Genomic DNA, 14,434 nt, shown 5'->3' on the forward strand with positions numbered 1-14,434 from the left:
CGGTCCGAACACGAGCGACGAGCAGCTCTCCCGACATGGCTGCACTGGTATAACCATCACCGCGCCCACACCGCACTCGGAGGCAAACCACCCGCCACCCGCGTCCACAACCTCACAGGGCAATACACCTAGTCCTCGGACTCTTTCCCGGGGCTGTTGCGCTTGGCGTACTTGTCGACGTACTCCTGGCCCGTCAGGCGCCGGATCGCGTCCATGACCTCGTCGGTGACCGCGCGGATCACCACCCGGTCGTTCTCCATGCCCTTGTACCGGGAGAAGTCCAGCGGCTTGCCCACGCGCACGCCCACCGGCGCCACGCGCGGCCGCGACTCCCCGATCGGCAGGACCTTCTCCGTCCCGATCAGCCCGATCGGCACCACCGGCGCACCCGACGCCAGCGCCAGCCGCGCCACGCCCGGCTTCCCGCGGTACAGCCGCCCGTCGGGCGAGCGCGTCCCCTCCGGGAAGATCGCGAAGACCCGGCCCTCCTCGAGGACCTCGAGGGACGGCTCCAGGGCCGAGGCGCTCTTGCGCCCGCCCGAGCGGTCCACGGCCACCTGCCCGAGCGCCTTCACCGTCGAGGAGATGAGCTTCCCCTTGACGCCGGCGCCCGTGAAGTACTCGATCTTCGCCATCGTCGCGATGTGCCGCTTGGTGGTCAGGCCCAGGAAGTAGTGGTCGGCCACGGAGAGGTGGTTGGAGGCCAGGATCACCGGCCCCGTCTCGGGGATGTTCTCCCTGCCGTCGATCCACGGTCGCCAGATCAGTTTGATGGTCGGCGCGGCCGTCCATTGCAGTGTCTTGTACAGCACCGTGTTCAGCTCTCCAGTGGTCTCACCCATGGGACGGGTCGGCACAATTATGGCTCGCGAACCGCCGAGGCGGAACCCGCGAGCCGTCGGATCCCCAGAAGACCACATCGGCCCCGCCAGGAAGGCAGGGCCGAGTGTATACGGCATTCCGCTTCGCTACAGACCGTGCCTCCGGTAGCCACCGGCTCCGCTACAGGCTGCGCCTCCGGTACCTTCCGCTTCGCTACAGGCTGCGCCTCCAGTACCTTCCGCTCCGCTACAGACAGTGCCTCCGGTACCTTCCGCTTCGCTACAGGCTGCGCCTCCGGTACCTTCCGCTTCGCTACAGGCTGCGCCTCCAGTACCTTCCGCTCCGCTACAGGTACTGCCCCGGAGGGTGGTCGCGGTCGTCGCCGCGCGCCGCGCGCTCGGCCATCACGGCCCGGAGCTGCGGCGGGAGGTCGCTGCCGGCCGGCAGTGCCTTGATCTCGGCCCCGCGCATCTGGTCGAGTTGGAGCCGGGCGGCCATCTGCTGCGCGACGAGCGCTGCCTGGATGCCGTGGAAGAGCCCCTCGAGCCAGCCCACGAGCTGAGCCTGCGCGATCCGCAGTTCGGCTTCGGTGGGGGTCTCGTCGGAGCTGAACGGGAGCGACAGCCGCTCGAGCTCGTCGCGGAGTTCGGGGGCGAGCCCGGTCTCGAGTTCGGCGATGGAGCGCTGGTGGATGTCGCGGAGGCGCTGGCGGCCCTTGTCGTCGAGTTCGGCGGCGCGGACTTCTTCGAGGAGCTGCTTGATCATCGAGCCGACGCGCATGACCTTGGCCGGCTCGTGGACCATCCGGGACGGGTCGCTCTCGTAGGTGCGGTCCCCGTCTTCGCCGTCGGCGGCCTTGGCGGTGGCGATCGGGTTGCCGTCGGCGTCGACGATGAGCAGCTCGTCCTCCTCCTGGCGCTCGTCGCGGTCGTCGCGCTCCGGCTCGGTGTTCGCTTCGCTCATGGTCGGTTGGACCCCGCAGTCATGTCGATGGGTTCTGCTTCCTTGCATCGAGCCTAACGCGGGAACCCCCGGGGGTGTTCCCGCTCCTGATCCCGGCTCTGGATAGCGAAAAAGCCCGGTGGTCGAAACCATCGGGCCTTCACTGTGCGCGAGGGGGGACTTGAACCCCCACGTCCTTGCGGACACTGGCACCTGAAGCCAGCGCGTCTGCCATTCCGCCACTCGCGCCAGCGAGCGGCGGATCAGGAGTCCTGTCGCCACTCGCTCGTGTCGGCTGAGCCGACCGAACGATAGTACCCTGCGCGGGACGGGCCGCCCAACGGGGTATTGCCCCCGTTGAGGCAGGCGCCACTACAGGAGGGTGCGGATCCGTCCGACGGGTTCGCCGCCGCCGAGGACCTCGGGCCAGGTGAGGGCGTCGATCTCGGGCTTGGCGGCGAGCGGGATCTCCATGCCGGCGAGGGTGGTGAGCGCGCGGAGCGCGACGGGCATGGAGGCGCGGCCGCCGCCGTCGTCGATCTTGACGGCGACGGCGCCGACGCCGGGTGCGGCGACGACGTGGAATCCTTCGGCGCCGCCCTTGGCGAGCAGGCCGGGGACGGCGGCCATGGACCGCTGGTCGGGTCCGTTGGTGCCGTCGATGAGGTGGGGGTGGGCGCGCATCGCGTCGGCGACGCGCCGTTCCGGGCTGCCTTCGGGGGCTTCGACGAAGCGGGCGAAGGCGCGCGCGATGCCGTGGAGGGACACGGCGAGGACGGGCGCCCCGCAGCCGTCCACGCCGACGGCCCGGACGGGTTCGCCGGTGAGCTCTTCGACGGTGGCGGCGATGAGCTCCTGGAGCGGGTGCTCGGGGTCGCGGTAGGTCGCGGTGTCCCAGCCGGCGGCGGCGCAGGCGGCGAGCATCCCGGCGTGCTTCCCGGAGCAGTTCATGTAGACGCGCTTGGGGTCGGGGCCCTCGAGCGCGACGACCGCGTTCCGGGCGTCCTGGTTGCCGGGCAGGTCGGGCGGGCACTGGAGGTGCTCTTCGCCGAGGCCGGCGCGGCCGAGGACCGAGCGGACGCGTTCGAGGTGGAACGGTTCGCCGCGGTGGCTGGCGGCGGCGATCGCGAGGTCGGCCTCCGAGCCGGGCTCCCATCCGGCGCGGAGCATCGCGAGGGCCTGCATGGGCTTGTTGGAGGAGCGGGGGAACACGGGGGACTCGGCGTCACCGATCGCTGCGGCGAGGTTGCCCGCAGGGTCGGTCACGGCGACGCTGCCCCGGTGGGAGCTCTCGGTGAATCCGGACCTGACGACTTGTGCGACGGGTTCGCCGCCGCGGTACGAAGCACTCATACTGCGAGGCTAGCCGGGCGGCTAGAGACTCGCGGCCTGATCGCCCGTGATGAGGCGCACGTCCGGATCGGCGACGGCGGACCGCTTGACCATGGCGAGCGCGATCTGGCCCAGCTCGTAGTGCTGCACGGCGGTGCCGATGTACCCGACTTCCTTGCCATCCAAGGTGACCGGAGTGCCGTGGACGGGAGGGTGCTCGTCGGTGCCGTCGAGGTGGAGCATGACGAGGCGCCGCGGCGGCTGCCCGAGGTGGTGGACCTTCGCGACGGTCTCCTGCCCGCGGTAGCAGCCCTTGTCGAGGTGGACGGCGGCGGCGAGCCAGTGCGCGACCTCGTGCGGGACGGTCTTCTCGTCGGTGTCGACGCCGAAGCGCGGTAGCTTGGCGGCGACGCGGAGGGCGTCCCAGGCCCAGGTGCCGGCGAGCGACCCGGATCCGGCGCCTTCGGCGGCCTCGGCGAGCCGGTCGCGGCGGACGAGGACGTCGAAGGTGGGGACGCCGAGGGCGTCGGTGCGGCGGGTCCAGCCGTCGGCCTCCTGGAACGGGCCGCCCGGGTAGACGGAGGTCGGGACCGCGAGGAGGTCCTTCGAGGCGAATTTCGCGATCGGGACCGGCTGGACGGCCGGGGGCTCGTCGCCGGCGCGGGCGATGCCGGTGAAGCTGAACAGCGCCCAGTCGGCGGACTCGTCGCGGATGTCGACCTCGGTGCGGAACTTCATGAGCTCCAGGTATTTCAGGAGCGCCTCGCCGCGGCCGGGCTCGGTGTCGAGCCAGGTGGTGGCGCCGTCGTCGTAGACGTTCGCGTGGTGCTCGATGCGGCCGGTCGGGGAGAGGATGAGCGTCTCGGTGCCCTGGTGCGGCTTCAGGCTCGTCAGGTGCTGGGTGGAGAGCGAGTGCAGCCACGTCAGGCGGGCCTCGCCGGTGACCGAGACGACGTCGCGGTCGGAGCGGTCGAACAGCGCGCCCTTCTCCATCGCCTCCCGCTGCTCTTTGAGCGGCCCGCCGTAGTGCCAGGCGGTGCGGCCGTCCGCGGTGGCGACGGCGCCGGGGGCGTTCAGGAGCGGGGACGGTGCGATCGTGGTCATGCGTGCTTCTCCAGGCAGTCGGCGCAAGTGCCGAAGACGGCGACGTGGCCGACGTCCATGACGAACCCGGTGGCGTCGGCGACCTCCTTGCGCGCGTTGGCGAACATCGAGGGATCGACTTCGGTGATCCGGCCGCAGCGGTGGCACACCAGGTGGGCGTGGCCGCGGTCGCCGGACAGGTGGTACGTGGGGGCGCCGTGGGAGAGGTGGGTGTGCGACACGAGCTGGAGCTCTTCGAGGAGGTCCAGCGTGCGGTAGACGGTGGTGATGTTCACACCTTCGACCTGGTCGCGGATGCGCTCGTGGATCCGCTCGGGGGTGGCGTGCCCGAGCGCGCGGACGGCCTCCAGGACGAGCTGCCGCTGCGCGGTCATGCGCAGCCCCCTGGAGCGCAGCACCGCGGCCAGTTCGGTCTCGGCCTCGGCTTCAGTGGGCATGACTGCATCGTACTGCGCCCGCGCGGAACCGGACGCCAGCGCCGCTGCCGCCCCCGGCCGGCACGTTCGTTCCCGCCGGCCGGCGCGTTCGTTCCCGCCGGTGAACTCGTTCGGGTGACACTGCGGCTGCGGGGGACGGTTCCTGTCGGACCCGGCCGGGAGGATCGCACTATCTTCCCCGGGGTGGGTGGGGGCTGGGGATGGAACCACTACTAGCCCACCCGCCCGCCCTGCGGGCGGCCAACGTTCCCGCCCTTCCGCCGCGGGCGACTCCGGCCCGCGGCCCGGTTCCCGACCCGCCGTCCCCTTCCCCGGCCCTCCGCCCGGCGGAGCCGGCGCCGCGCGCACGCACCGCCGGTTCCGGTCGCGGCGGGGAGCACAATGAGCGCATGGCACTAGTAACCGCAGTACTGCACCGCGGCGTCGTCGACTCCGACGCGCCGCTCCTGTGCGCCGACGACCTCGGGGTCCTCCGCGGCGACGGCGTCTTCGAGACGATCAACGTCCGCGGCGGCGCGGCGTTCCTGCTCTCGGAGCACCTCGACCGCATGGCGAACTCGGCCCGGCGCATGGAGTTCGAGCTGCCGCCGAAGGCCGAGCTCGCCGAACTCGCCGAGCAGGCCCTCGAGGCGTGGCGCGACCGCGCCGAAGGCGAGGGCGCGCTCCGCCTGGTCGCCACCCGCGGCCGCGAGCACGGCGGCCCGCCCACCGTCTACGCGACGGTCGACCCCGTCCCGCGCGAGCGCATCCTGCCGCGCCGGGACGGCCTGCGGATCGCCACGGCGACCTTGGGGGTGAATGCCGATGCGCGGGGCGACGCCCCGTGGCTTCTAGGCGGGGTCAAGGCACTCTCGTACGCCTCGATGATGGCGGTGACGCGCTGGGCGAAGTCCCAGGGAGCGGACGACGCCCTGTGGGTCTCGGCCGACGGTTTCGCCCTGGAGGGCCCGACCTCGTCGCTGCTGTGGCTCGAAGGCGACACGCTCTGCACGACGCCGACGTCGGCGGGGATCCTGCCGGGGACCACGAGCGCGTACCTGCTGGAGCAGGCCCCGAAGGCGGGCCTGAAGACCGCGGAGAAGCTGATCCCGGTGGGGGACTTGAAGAACGCGGAGGCGGCGTGGCTCAGCTCCTCCGTCCGAGGTGTGGCCTTCATCACTCAGATCGACGGCGAGGCGGTCGCGCAGCGACCCGACATCACGGCTGAGCTGGACAAACTCGCCGGATTCGAAGTGCCTTCGTAACGGTTGAATATCGTTTCCCAGGTTCTTCCCAGGCTCGCCACAGGCTCCGCTCAGAGACGGTCCTCATAGTAATGAGTGTTCCGGTCACGCCGACAAGCCAAGCGGATGGACATGGGCAGTCTTCCGGGAGGCACGGAACAATCCGGGGGCACAAAGCCGGTAAGGGTAATCGGGCACAGCCCTACCGGTGCCAATGAAAAGTGGAGCTCCTCCACTTTATCGGGGCCGCAGCGAATGGGCAAGCGCTGCGGCCCCATTACTCTGTCACAGGATTGACACGAAACCGTATCGGCGCCAGTCACATCGCGGTACTGCCAGCGAAGACGCCGGCCCCTTTCAGCCGAGGACCTTCCCCGGATTGAGGATGCCGAGCGGGTCGAGCGCGGCTTTCAGCCGCCGCTGCACCGCCAGATTCACCGGGTCGAGCTCCCTTGCGAGCCAATCGCGCTTGAGCATTCCCACCCCGTGCTCGCCGGTGATGGTGCCGCCCATGGCGAGCGCCATGTCGAGGATCTCGTCGAACGCGGCCCGGCCCGCCGCCAGCGACGCCGGATCCTCGGGGTGGACGATGATGTTCGGGTGGAGGTTCCCGTCCCCGGCGTGCGCGATCACGCCGATGACGACGCCGTGCCGATCCGCCGCGGCCTGCACGCCGTCGAGGGCCTCGGCGAGCCGCGCGCGCGGCACCGCGACGTCGTCCACCAGGACCGTCCCCAGCTTCTCCATGGCGTGGAACGCGTTCCGCCGCGATTCGAGCAGCGCGTCGGCCTCCTCGGCGTCGGTCGCCCGGTACACCTCGGTCGCCCCCGCCTCCGTGCACAGCGCCTCGATCGCGACGAGCTCGCGCTCCGGATCGGTGTCGGCGGCGACCAGCAGCAGCGCGGCCGCTTCGGTCGGGAGCCCCATGGGGCGCAACGCCTCCAGGGCCCGCAGGTGCACGTTGTCGATGAGTTCGAGCAGGCTCGGCTCCCGGCCGGCGGCCATGATCGCGGTGACCGCGCGGCCGGCGTCGGCCGTCGTGGCGAAGACCGCGGCGAGCGTGAGCCGCTGCGCCGGAACCGGTGAGAGCCGCACCGTCGCCTCGGTGATGATCCCGAGGGTCCCTTCGGAACCGCAGAACAGCCGCACCAGGTCGTACCCGGCGACGCCCTTCGCGGTCCGGCGGCCGCAGCGCATGACCTCGCCCGAGGCGAGCACCACCTCGAGGCCGAGCACATACTCAGGGGTCGTGCCGTACTTGACGCAGCACATGCCGCCCGCGGCCGTGGCGATGTTCCCGCCGATCGTCGAGATCTGCCACGAGCCCGGGTCTGGGCTGTACCGAAGCCCGAACTCCTTGGCGGCCGCGGAGATCGCGGCGTTGAGGACCCCGGGCTGGACCACCGCGAGCCGGTCGACCGGGTCGATCGCGATGATCCGGTCCATGCCCGACACGTCGAGCAGGAGCGCGCCGTCGACGGCGGTCGCCGCGCCGGCGAGCCCGGTCCGGGCCCCCTGCGGCACCACCGGGACCGCGAGCTCCGCGGCGACCCGCACCGCCGCGGACACCTCCTCGGTCGAGCGGGCCCGCACCAGTGCGGCCGCCCGGCCGGGCGGCACGAGCCCGGCGTGGTCGACCGAGTGGGCGGCCAGCACGTCCGGGTCGGTGACGGGGTCCAGGCCCGCCTCGGTCAGGGCGGCGGTGAGGGCGCCTGCGAGTTCGCTCATGGAGCGATTGTCACCCGCGCCCCACGCGTCCTAGGCGTACGGGTCGGTGTCGACGATCCCGCGGATGATCTCGGCGAGCGCCTCGACCCGCTCGATGCCCTCCTCGTGGGAGGCCGAACCGCCGGTGAGGATCGCGATCTCGATCGGGTGGTCGGTGTCCCCGGCGATCACGCCGATGGAGTTGACGACCCACTCGCCGCCCATGGCGTCGCGGGTGTCCCAGCCGTTCTTCATCCACACGGTCTCGCCGTCGGCGGCCGCGGCCGAGACGCCCCACTGCTGGGAGTCGGAGAGGTCGCCCATGAGCGAGCGCGCGTACTCGGTCTGCTCGGCGTCGAGGAAGCCCGTCTCCTCGTACAGGGCGATCTCGAGCACCCGGAGCTGGTCGATCGCGGTGGTCTGGGTCTTGCCCCACTGCTCGGTCTCGTTCGGGTTGGTGTTCTCCAGCCCGAAGTCGATGTGCGCCTGCCTGATCGCGGCGTGGCCGTCGTCGAAGGTCCCGCCGTAGAGGACGTCGTTCGTCGCGTCGTTGCTGGAGTCCTGGATCATCTCCGCGGCCCGGTCGAGCAGCCAGTCCGGGACCTGGTCGAGGGTGCCGTACTCCTCGAGCATCATCGCGAGGATCTCGACCTTCACGATCGACGCCGTGTCGTACTGGGTCTCGCCCTCGTAGTCGAGGAGGAACTCGCCGTCGTCCACGGCGACCGACGCGTAGAAGTTCTCGTCGTCCTCTTCCTCGATGTACGCGGCGACGGCCTCGTCGAGCGCGGACTGGAGCTGCGCCTGGGCGGCCTCGCGCAGCTCCTCCTCGGACGGCTGGAGCGAGGAGCTCGACAGGTCGTCGGCCTGGGAGCCGGGGAGGCTCTCGTCGGAGGACCCACCCGAGCCGCCGTCGTCCCGGCCCGTGCTGACGACGAAGATCACCGCCGCGACGATGACGGCGAGTCCGGGGACGGCGAGGTAGGGCCAGAGTCGCCGCGAGGTGGAGGGTTGGGAGGTCACAGCTTGGAACCTGACTCTTCAAAAGGCGGGGTTGTGAACGATTACGCGGCCCACGCTAAAGCAGCCGCCGAAGCGATCACAAGCAGGGTCATCCGGGAGTTCCGTAACGGTTGCGCATCGGTGCGTACGCGAACCGAACGGACCCTGAACCCCCAATGATCTCTCGCCGCACGGGACACGACCAGCGTCACCCGTCACTCCCGACCCTCCGGCGCGGCATAGAACCGGACACGGCACGACGAAGCGCCCGCCGCAACGACGGGCGCTTCACGAAGAACCGCTTCGGCTTCCGAGGCCTGGCGACGAGTCGAATCCGGCGCTCGGCCACGCTCATGCCATGCAATCGGGCAATGCCATCGGGCAATGGTGCTGAGCGGCGCCGCCGAGCCGTGCGGCTCAGCCGACCGTGCCGTTCAGTGGTGCCGTTCAGTGGTGCTGGTTCCGGTGGGGCCGTGAGGCACTGGTCCGGGCGTTCGGAGTGGGACCTGGGGAGGAATTGACCATCAACGAGTGCCCGAGCCGCAGTGCCTCACGGAGACTCCACCGTGCCGCGCCTCGACTGCCCTGCGGGCAGTGCGATCGAAGACTGCGCCTTCGAAGGCTCCGGCCGCCGGGTGCGGCGGACCGGTTCGGGGCCGGTGATACACCGGGCCGCCCGCTGCCGCTCGCGGCGGTTCCGCACCCGTCCGGCCGGCACCCACGGCGACGCTTGCGCGCCGTAGATCTGCCGGGCCGGAGACTTGTGCACGGAACCCGCCGCGGCGGCCCACTGCGGCGCCGGGGTCTTGAGAGCGACGGCCGTCATGCCGTCGCTCGCTGCTTGAGGAGGGTGCGCGTCACTGCGGCGGCCACACCGATCAGGCAGATGATCGCGACCAGGGCGAGCAGCCCGTTCGCGCCGTCCCGGACGGCCTTCGGGTCGACCGCGACGACCTCTTCCTCCGCGACCGGGTCGAAGCCCGCGCCGTCGTCGACGCCCGGCTCGCCGAACGCGTTCACCTCGTCCTCGACCGGCGCCTCCGCCTCGTCCTGGGCGGGCTGCTCCGGGTCCGGGCCCTGCTGGGCCGCGGCGTCGTCGCCGGCCGGTCCGTCGCCCTCGGACCCGGCGGCCGTGTCGCCGTCCCCTTCGCCGTCCTCGTCGGCGGCCGGCAGGTCCTGCACGTCGTCCTCGCCGCCCGATTCGTCCTCGTCGGTCTGCGACTCCACCACGTGCACCTGCGCCGACCCGTACTCGGCGAACAGGCCGCGGCAGGACGGGACCATGGCGACCTCGGCGGACCGGTTCATCTCGAACACCTGGGTCGAGCCGTCCGAGATGTCGTAGACCTCGTCGCCCACATGGAGCTGCGCGTTCGTGCCGAGGTCGTTCGTGTACCGCACCTGCGAGCCCGACTCGACGGTCAGCTCCGAGGCGTCCGGGTTCGAGGAGGCCGACACCAGGCCGAGCGTGCCGCAGTCGCCGCTGAAGACGATCTCGCTGCCGGTGCCCGCCTCCGGCTCCTCCGCCGTGGCGATGCTCATCCCGGCCGCGCCGCCCGCCGCGATCACCGCGGCGGCCGAGAGCGCCGCCAGCCGCGAACGCCGGCGCTGCGAGCGCCGGTCCATCGCCGCCTGCGACGCCGGGGGGATCCGGCCGTCGTTCACCGGGTACGGCAGCGGAGGACGCGTCTGGGCCCGGGACTGGCGACCGAGCTTCGTGGTGTGTCTTCCCATGCCTGCGTCTCTCCAACCGCGATTTCCGTCGTCTGGGTACGGACCCGATCCACCGCGGGAATCAGGTCTCAACCCCGTTCAACGAACCGGCGGCCGAAAGGTGACGGCCCCTGCCGCACCCGATTCGTGGACGGTCCTCATGCGCCCGACCACCGGACGGCGACCCTCCGTAGGATGTGCCCTGACAGCACCGAGCGAGACCGCGGGAACCCCATGGTGATCACCGAGCCCGACTCCACCGAGCCCGACCGTGGCGACGGGCGCGAGCCCGAGGCCGCCGCGACGGCCCCCGAAGGCGCCGAGCCCGGCGATCAGACCGAGGACGGCACCGACGACCACGAACGCTGGCAGCGCTTCGCGGCCGGCGCCACCCCCGCGCCCGCCGCAGAAGCCCCGCCGGGGCGGCTCCGCGCCGCAGGCCGCCTCGCCGCGCGCGCCGCCCGCAGCGAATGGACCCTCGCCGCGCTCTTCAGCGCCCTCCTCGCCGTCGGCATGACCTGGCCGCTCGCCCGGAACCTGAACCGCGTCATCCCCCACGACCTCGGCGACCCGCTCCTCCAGGCGTACACGCTCGGCTGGCTCTCGGACGCGCTCCGCACCGACCCCGCGAGCGTCTGGGGCACCAACAGCTTCTGGCCCGCCCCCGACTCGCTCCTGTTCACCGACACCCTGTTCGGCTACGCCCCCGCCGCGATGTTCGCCGTCGACGGCCCCAGCACCCTCGTCGTCTACAACGTCCTCTTCATCGCCACGTTCGCCCTCGCCTTCCTCGGCGGGTACGCCCTGCTGCGCCAGCTCGGCGCCCGGGTCGCCGGATCCGCCGTCGGCGCCGCCGCGTTCGCTTACGCGCCCTGGAAACTCGCGCACCTCGGCCACCTCAACGTGCTCTCCTCGGGTGCGATCGCGCTCGCGCTGGCGATGCTGGCGCGCGGCCACGGCTGGTCGATGCGCGACGGGTTCAAGCCGGAGCGGCAGCGGCCCGGCTGGATCATCGCGGGCTGGCTGGTCGCCTTGTGGCAGTTCGCGATCGGCGTCGCCCTCGGCCTCTCGTTCGTGTACGTGATGCTCGCGATCGCCGTCGTGGTCGGCCTGTTCTGGCTCGTCAAGCGGCCGGCCCTGAACTGGCGCACGGTCGCCGCCGACGGCGCCGGCGGCGTCGTGTTCAGCCTGGGCGTCCTGTGGATCGCCGACCGCCACGCGTCGGTGGCGCAGGCGTACCCGGAGACGGTGCGCGACTACGACTACGTCGCCTGGTTCAGCCCCACCTGGCAGAGCTTCATCATCGCGCCGGAGGAGTCCCGGCTGTGGGGCGCGGCGCACGAGGCCGCCCGCACCGACCTCACCTGGCCGCCCGAGCAGACGCTGCTCGTCGGGTTCACAGTCCTCGCGCTCGCGATCGCCGGCCTCATCTGGTCGTCGTGGAGCCGGTGGCAGCGGTGGTGCCTCGCGCTCGGCATCGCAGTCCTCACCGCGCTCGCCATGGGCCCCCACTTCCTCGACGACGGCCGGTGGGCGTACGGGCTGCTGTACGAGTACGCGCCGGGCTTCGACGCGGTCCGCACGCCGGGCCGGCTCGTCCTCTACATCACGATCCTGCTGGCGATCCTGGCCGCGGGCACGCTGACGCGCCTGGCCGACGACGCCGACGCGGTCGCCCACGAGTCCAGAGTGGACCGGCGACTCCAGGTGAAGGCGCCCCGCCGCGTGCACGCGCTGTTCTTCCTGCCCATCGTGTTCGTGCTCGGGGAGGGCCTGATGGTCCCCGAGTTCCACGAGCCCCCGGCCGCTCCCCTCGATGTGTCCGAACTGGAGGGACCGGTGATGTTCCTGCCCTCCGACGGCCGCGACACGCAGGTCCAGTTCTGGACGGTGGACGGCTTCGTCGACATGGTCAACGGCAGCGCCGCGTTCACGCCGGCGGCGACCTCGGAGCTGCGGGAGATGTCGAAGTCCTTCCCCGACGAGTCGGCCATCGCCGACCTCCGCGAGGCGGGCGTCGAGACGGTCGTGGTGATTCCCGACTGGCTCCCCGGCAGCGATTGGGCCGGCCTCGACACCGAGCAGGAACCGCTGGGCGTCGACGTCGAACGCACCGACGACGCGATCATCTACCACTTGAACGCCGAGTAAAACGCATATAAGCGTTATTCCGGATATGTCCCCTAAGGGACCCCTGGCGCAAAAATACCCGCCGGGTCCGACATATCCCCTTCCGCGAGCATCACTCGCGCCGCGGACCGGCGCGCCCGAGTGCCGCTCAGGCCGGCCCGATCGGGGTCAGGAACGCGAGCGACCCGATCGCGTCCAGGCGCGGCGGGGAGTGCAGGGGCGATGCGGTGACGTCGAACGTCCGGTGCCCGCCGCGGTGCTCGATCCGCATGAGCGTGCGCTCCAGTGCGTCGGTCTGCAGCGCCTGGACGGGCGCGAGCCGCGCCAGCTCCGAGTCGACGAGCGGGTGCGCGCCGGCGGAGAAGTCCAGGAACCGAAGGCCCGCATCGAGAAAGCGGGGCATGGCGTAGTCGATGTCGGCTCGCAGGCCGAGCACTTGCCTTGTGGCGCGCGAGGTCGCGACGATCCGCGTGTCGGCGGCGAGCAGCATGCAGGCGTCGGCGCTCGCCGCGACCGCGCTGCGCCAGGGGGCCAGTGCCGGGTCGAGCCTCCTGCCATCGGGCCCGGGCGCGGAGCCGCGGAGCGGGATGACCAGTTCCATTTGCGTCAATTGGGCGTCCCGGGGGTAGTGGTTACGCTCAGTCTGTCCACGTTAACAGAGAAAAGTTGATCTCTGTCCCCGGCGCGTCTACCCTCAGGTCATGAGTGCTGATGTCGCGCCCGCATACGGAGTCGATTCGGAGGTGGGGCGCCTTCGCAGCGTCATGCTCCACCGCCCGGGAGGTGAGCTGCGCCGCCTGACACCGCGCAACAACGGCGCGCTCCTGTTCGACGGGATCCCGTGGGTCGAGCGCGCCCAGGAGGAGCACGACCGGTTCGCCGGGGTCCTCCTCGAACACGGCGTCGAAGTCCTGTACCTCGGTGCGCTGCTGCGCGAATGCCTCGAACTCGACGAGGCCCGCGAGGCCGTCACCGTCGGCGTCGCCGCCGACCCGCGCCTGGGCCAGGCCCTCGGCCGCGAGGTCGCCGCGTTCCTCTCGTCGCTCGAACCCGAGCGGCTCGCCGCGGTCCTCATCGAGGGGCTCACCAAGGAGGAGTTCGGGCCCTCGAGCAGCCTCCGGCACCGGATGATGCGCTCGACCGACTTCGTCATCGACCCGCTCCCGAACACCATGTTCACCCGCGACTCGTCGGTGTGGATCGGCGACGCCGTCGCCGTCACCAGCCTCGCGATGCCCGCCCGCCGCCGCGAGACCGCCCTGACCGGCATCATCTACCACCACCACCCGCGGTTCAGCGACGTGCCGAAGCTGTACGACCCGTCGCTGGAGCACCTCGAAGGCGGCGACGTCCTCGCCCTCGCCCCCGGCGTCCTCGCCGTCGGCGTCGGCGAACGCACCACCCCCGCGGGCGTGGAGCGCTTGGCGCGCAAGGTCTTCGAGCGCGGCACGATCGAGACGGTCCTCGCCGTGCCGATCGCGCAGCGCCGCGCCACGATGCACCTGGACACGGTCTGCACCATGGTCGACCGCGACCGCATGGTCATCTACGCTCCGGCCGCGCAGCGCCTGGAGTCGTACACGATCACCCCCGACGGCGACCGGATCGCGATCGAGGGCCCGCGCCGGTTCCTCGACGCCGCCGCTGAAGCGATCGGCGTCGAGGAGATCGAGATCATCCACACCGGCGAACGCGACGTCGTCACCGCCGAACGCGAGCAGTGGGACGACGGCAACAACACCCTCGCCCTCGCCCCCGGCGTCTCGGTCGCCTACGAGCGCAACACGGTCACCAACGGCCGCCTCGAACGCGCGGGCATCAAGGTCCTGACGATCCCCGGCTCCGAACTCGGCTCCGGCCGAGGCGGCCCCCGCTGCATGTCCTGCCCGACGAGCCGAGCACCCCTCACGACCGAGACCTCGGAAAGGCGGCCGTGAGCGCCGGAGCAGGCGCCGACACGCCGGAACCGCCGTGCAACGCGTTCACGCTCCCCTGAGAGGCGCACCCACGACTCACGAGAAC

General features: G+C 71.4%; 13 protein-coding genes and 1 tRNA gene. 4 read left to right on the top strand and 10 right to left on the bottom strand.

Features of this window, described 5'->3' with window-relative positions; translation table 11 throughout:
* On the top strand, positions 1-132 hold a 132-nt coding region (locus GFD30_RS14485), incomplete at its 5' end, for an integrase core domain-containing protein (protein WP_153025922.1).
* On the opposite strand, the gene GFD30_RS14490 is transcribed toward GFD30_RS14485, so the two are convergent.
* From GFD30_RS14490 to GFD30_RS14515, 6 genes are all read right to left on the bottom strand, one after another.
* Positions 129-842: a lysophospholipid acyltransferase family protein gene (locus GFD30_RS14490; RefSeq protein WP_227996337.1), complete on the bottom strand. Its 714-nt coding sequence runs from the start codon at positions 840-842 to the stop codon at positions 129-131. The genes GFD30_RS14485 and GFD30_RS14490 overlap by 4 nt on opposite strands.
* A gap of 325 nt (positions 843-1,167) precedes the next feature.
* Positions 1,168-1,785, bottom strand: coding sequence for a bacterial proteasome activator family protein (locus tag GFD30_RS14495; RefSeq protein WP_153025923.1), 618 nt, complete (start codon positions 1,783-1,785; stop codon positions 1,168-1,170).
* 145 nt (positions 1,786-1,930) lie between these two features.
* A tRNA-Leu gene (locus tag GFD30_RS14500) sits at positions 1,931-2,013 on the bottom strand.
* Between the two features lie 123 nt (positions 2,014-2,136).
* Positions 2,137-3,117, bottom strand: coding sequence for an asparaginase (locus GFD30_RS14505; protein WP_153025924.1), 981 nt, complete (start codon positions 3,115-3,117; stop codon positions 2,137-2,139).
* Between the two features lie 21 nt (positions 3,118-3,138).
* Entirely contained in the window at positions 3,139-4,200 is a 1,062-nt protein-coding gene (gene ygfZ / locus GFD30_RS14510) for a CAF17-like 4Fe-4S cluster assembly/insertion protein YgfZ (RefSeq protein ID WP_153025925.1), read from the bottom strand.
* The gene (locus tag GFD30_RS14515) at positions 4,197-4,637 is read right to left on the bottom strand and encodes a Fur family transcriptional regulator (RefSeq protein WP_153025926.1); all 441 of its coding nucleotides are present in this window, start codon (positions 4,635-4,637) and stop codon (positions 4,197-4,199) included. Before GFD30_RS14515 ends, ygfZ begins: the two co-directional genes overlap by 4 nt.
* A gap of 389 nt (positions 4,638-5,026) precedes the next feature.
* Here GFD30_RS14515 and GFD30_RS14520 point away from each other — a divergent pair, with 389 nt between their 5' ends.
* Positions 5,027-5,881, top strand: a complete 855-nt coding sequence (locus GFD30_RS14520) for an aminotransferase class IV (protein ID WP_153025927.1) — start codon at positions 5,027-5,029, stop codon at positions 5,879-5,881.
* A gap of 336 nt (positions 5,882-6,217) precedes the next feature.
* Here the strand turns inward: GFD30_RS14520 and GFD30_RS14525 are convergent, their stop codons facing one another.
* From GFD30_RS14525 to GFD30_RS14535, 3 genes are all read right to left on the bottom strand, one after another.
* Positions 6,218-7,588: an FAD-binding oxidoreductase gene (locus GFD30_RS14525; protein ID WP_153025928.1), complete on the bottom strand. Its 1,371-nt coding sequence runs from the start codon at positions 7,586-7,588 to the stop codon at positions 6,218-6,220.
* 30 nt (positions 7,589-7,618) lie between these two features.
* Positions 7,619-8,590: a serine hydrolase gene (locus GFD30_RS14530; RefSeq protein WP_153025929.1), complete on the bottom strand. Its 972-nt coding sequence runs from the start codon at positions 8,588-8,590 to the stop codon at positions 7,619-7,621.
* 801 nt (positions 8,591-9,391) lie between these two features.
* Positions 9,392-10,303: a hypothetical protein gene (locus tag GFD30_RS14535; protein ID WP_153025930.1), complete on the bottom strand. Its 912-nt coding sequence runs from the start codon at positions 10,301-10,303 to the stop codon at positions 9,392-9,394.
* A 213-nt stretch (positions 10,304-10,516) separates the two neighbouring features.
* Between GFD30_RS14535 and GFD30_RS14540 the strand changes: the two genes are divergently transcribed.
* Entirely contained in the window at positions 10,517-12,433 is a 1,917-nt protein-coding gene (locus GFD30_RS14540; RefSeq protein ID WP_153025931.1) for a hypothetical protein, read from the top strand.
* A 127-nt stretch (positions 12,434-12,560) separates the two neighbouring features.
* Here the strand turns inward: GFD30_RS14540 and GFD30_RS14545 are convergent, their stop codons facing one another.
* Positions 12,561-13,013, bottom strand: coding sequence for a hypothetical protein (locus GFD30_RS14545; protein WP_153025932.1), 453 nt, complete (start codon positions 13,011-13,013; stop codon positions 12,561-12,563).
* A 100-nt stretch (positions 13,014-13,113) separates the two neighbouring features.
* Here GFD30_RS14545 and GFD30_RS14550 point away from each other — a divergent pair, with 100 nt between their 5' ends.
* Positions 13,114-14,349, top strand: coding sequence for an arginine deiminase (locus tag GFD30_RS14550; RefSeq protein ID WP_153025933.1), 1,236 nt, complete (start codon positions 13,114-13,116; stop codon positions 14,347-14,349).
* The last annotated feature ends 85 nt before the right edge of the window (positions 14,350-14,434 follow it).

The organism is Glycomyces albidus, from assembly GCF_009451885.1.
GTDB lineage: Bacteria > Actinomycetota > Actinomycetes > Mycobacteriales > Micromonosporaceae > Glycomyces > Glycomyces albidus.

Coding starts and splice junctions, on each gene's coding strand:
- GFD30_RS14490 (WP_227996337.1), bottom strand. CDS start 842: ATGGGTGAGACCACTGGAGAGCTGAACACGGTGCTGTACAAGACACTG.
- GFD30_RS14495 (WP_153025923.1), bottom strand. CDS start 1,785: ATGAGCGAAGCGAACACCGAGCCGGAGCGCGACGACCGCGACGAGCGC.
- GFD30_RS14505 (WP_153025924.1), bottom strand. CDS start 3,117: ATGAGTGCTTCGTACCGCGGCGGCGAACCCGTCGCACAAGTCGTCAGG.
- ygfZ (WP_153025925.1), bottom strand. CDS start 4,200: ATGACCACGATCGCACCGTCCCCGCTCCTGAACGCCCCCGGCGCCGTC.
- GFD30_RS14515 (WP_153025926.1), bottom strand. CDS start 4,637: ATGCCCACTGAAGCCGAGGCCGAGACCGAACTGGCCGCGGTGCTGCGC.
- GFD30_RS14520 (WP_153025927.1), top strand. CDS start 5,027: ATGGCACTAGTAACCGCAGTACTGCACCGCGGCGTCGTCGACTCCGAC.
- GFD30_RS14525 (WP_153025928.1), bottom strand. CDS start 7,588: ATGAGCGAACTCGCAGGCGCCCTCACCGCCGCCCTGACCGAGGCGGGC.
- GFD30_RS14535 (WP_153025930.1), bottom strand. CDS start 10,303: ATGGGAAGACACACCACGAAGCTCGGTCGCCAGTCCCGGGCCCAGACG.
- GFD30_RS14540 (WP_153025931.1), top strand. CDS start 10,517: ATGGTGATCACCGAGCCCGACTCCACCGAGCCCGACCGTGGCGACGGG.
- GFD30_RS14545 (WP_153025932.1), bottom strand. CDS start 13,013: ATGGAACTGGTCATCCCGCTCCGCGGCTCCGCGCCCGGGCCCGATGGC.
- GFD30_RS14550 (WP_153025933.1), top strand. CDS start 13,114: ATGAGTGCTGATGTCGCGCCCGCATACGGAGTCGATTCGGAGGTGGGG.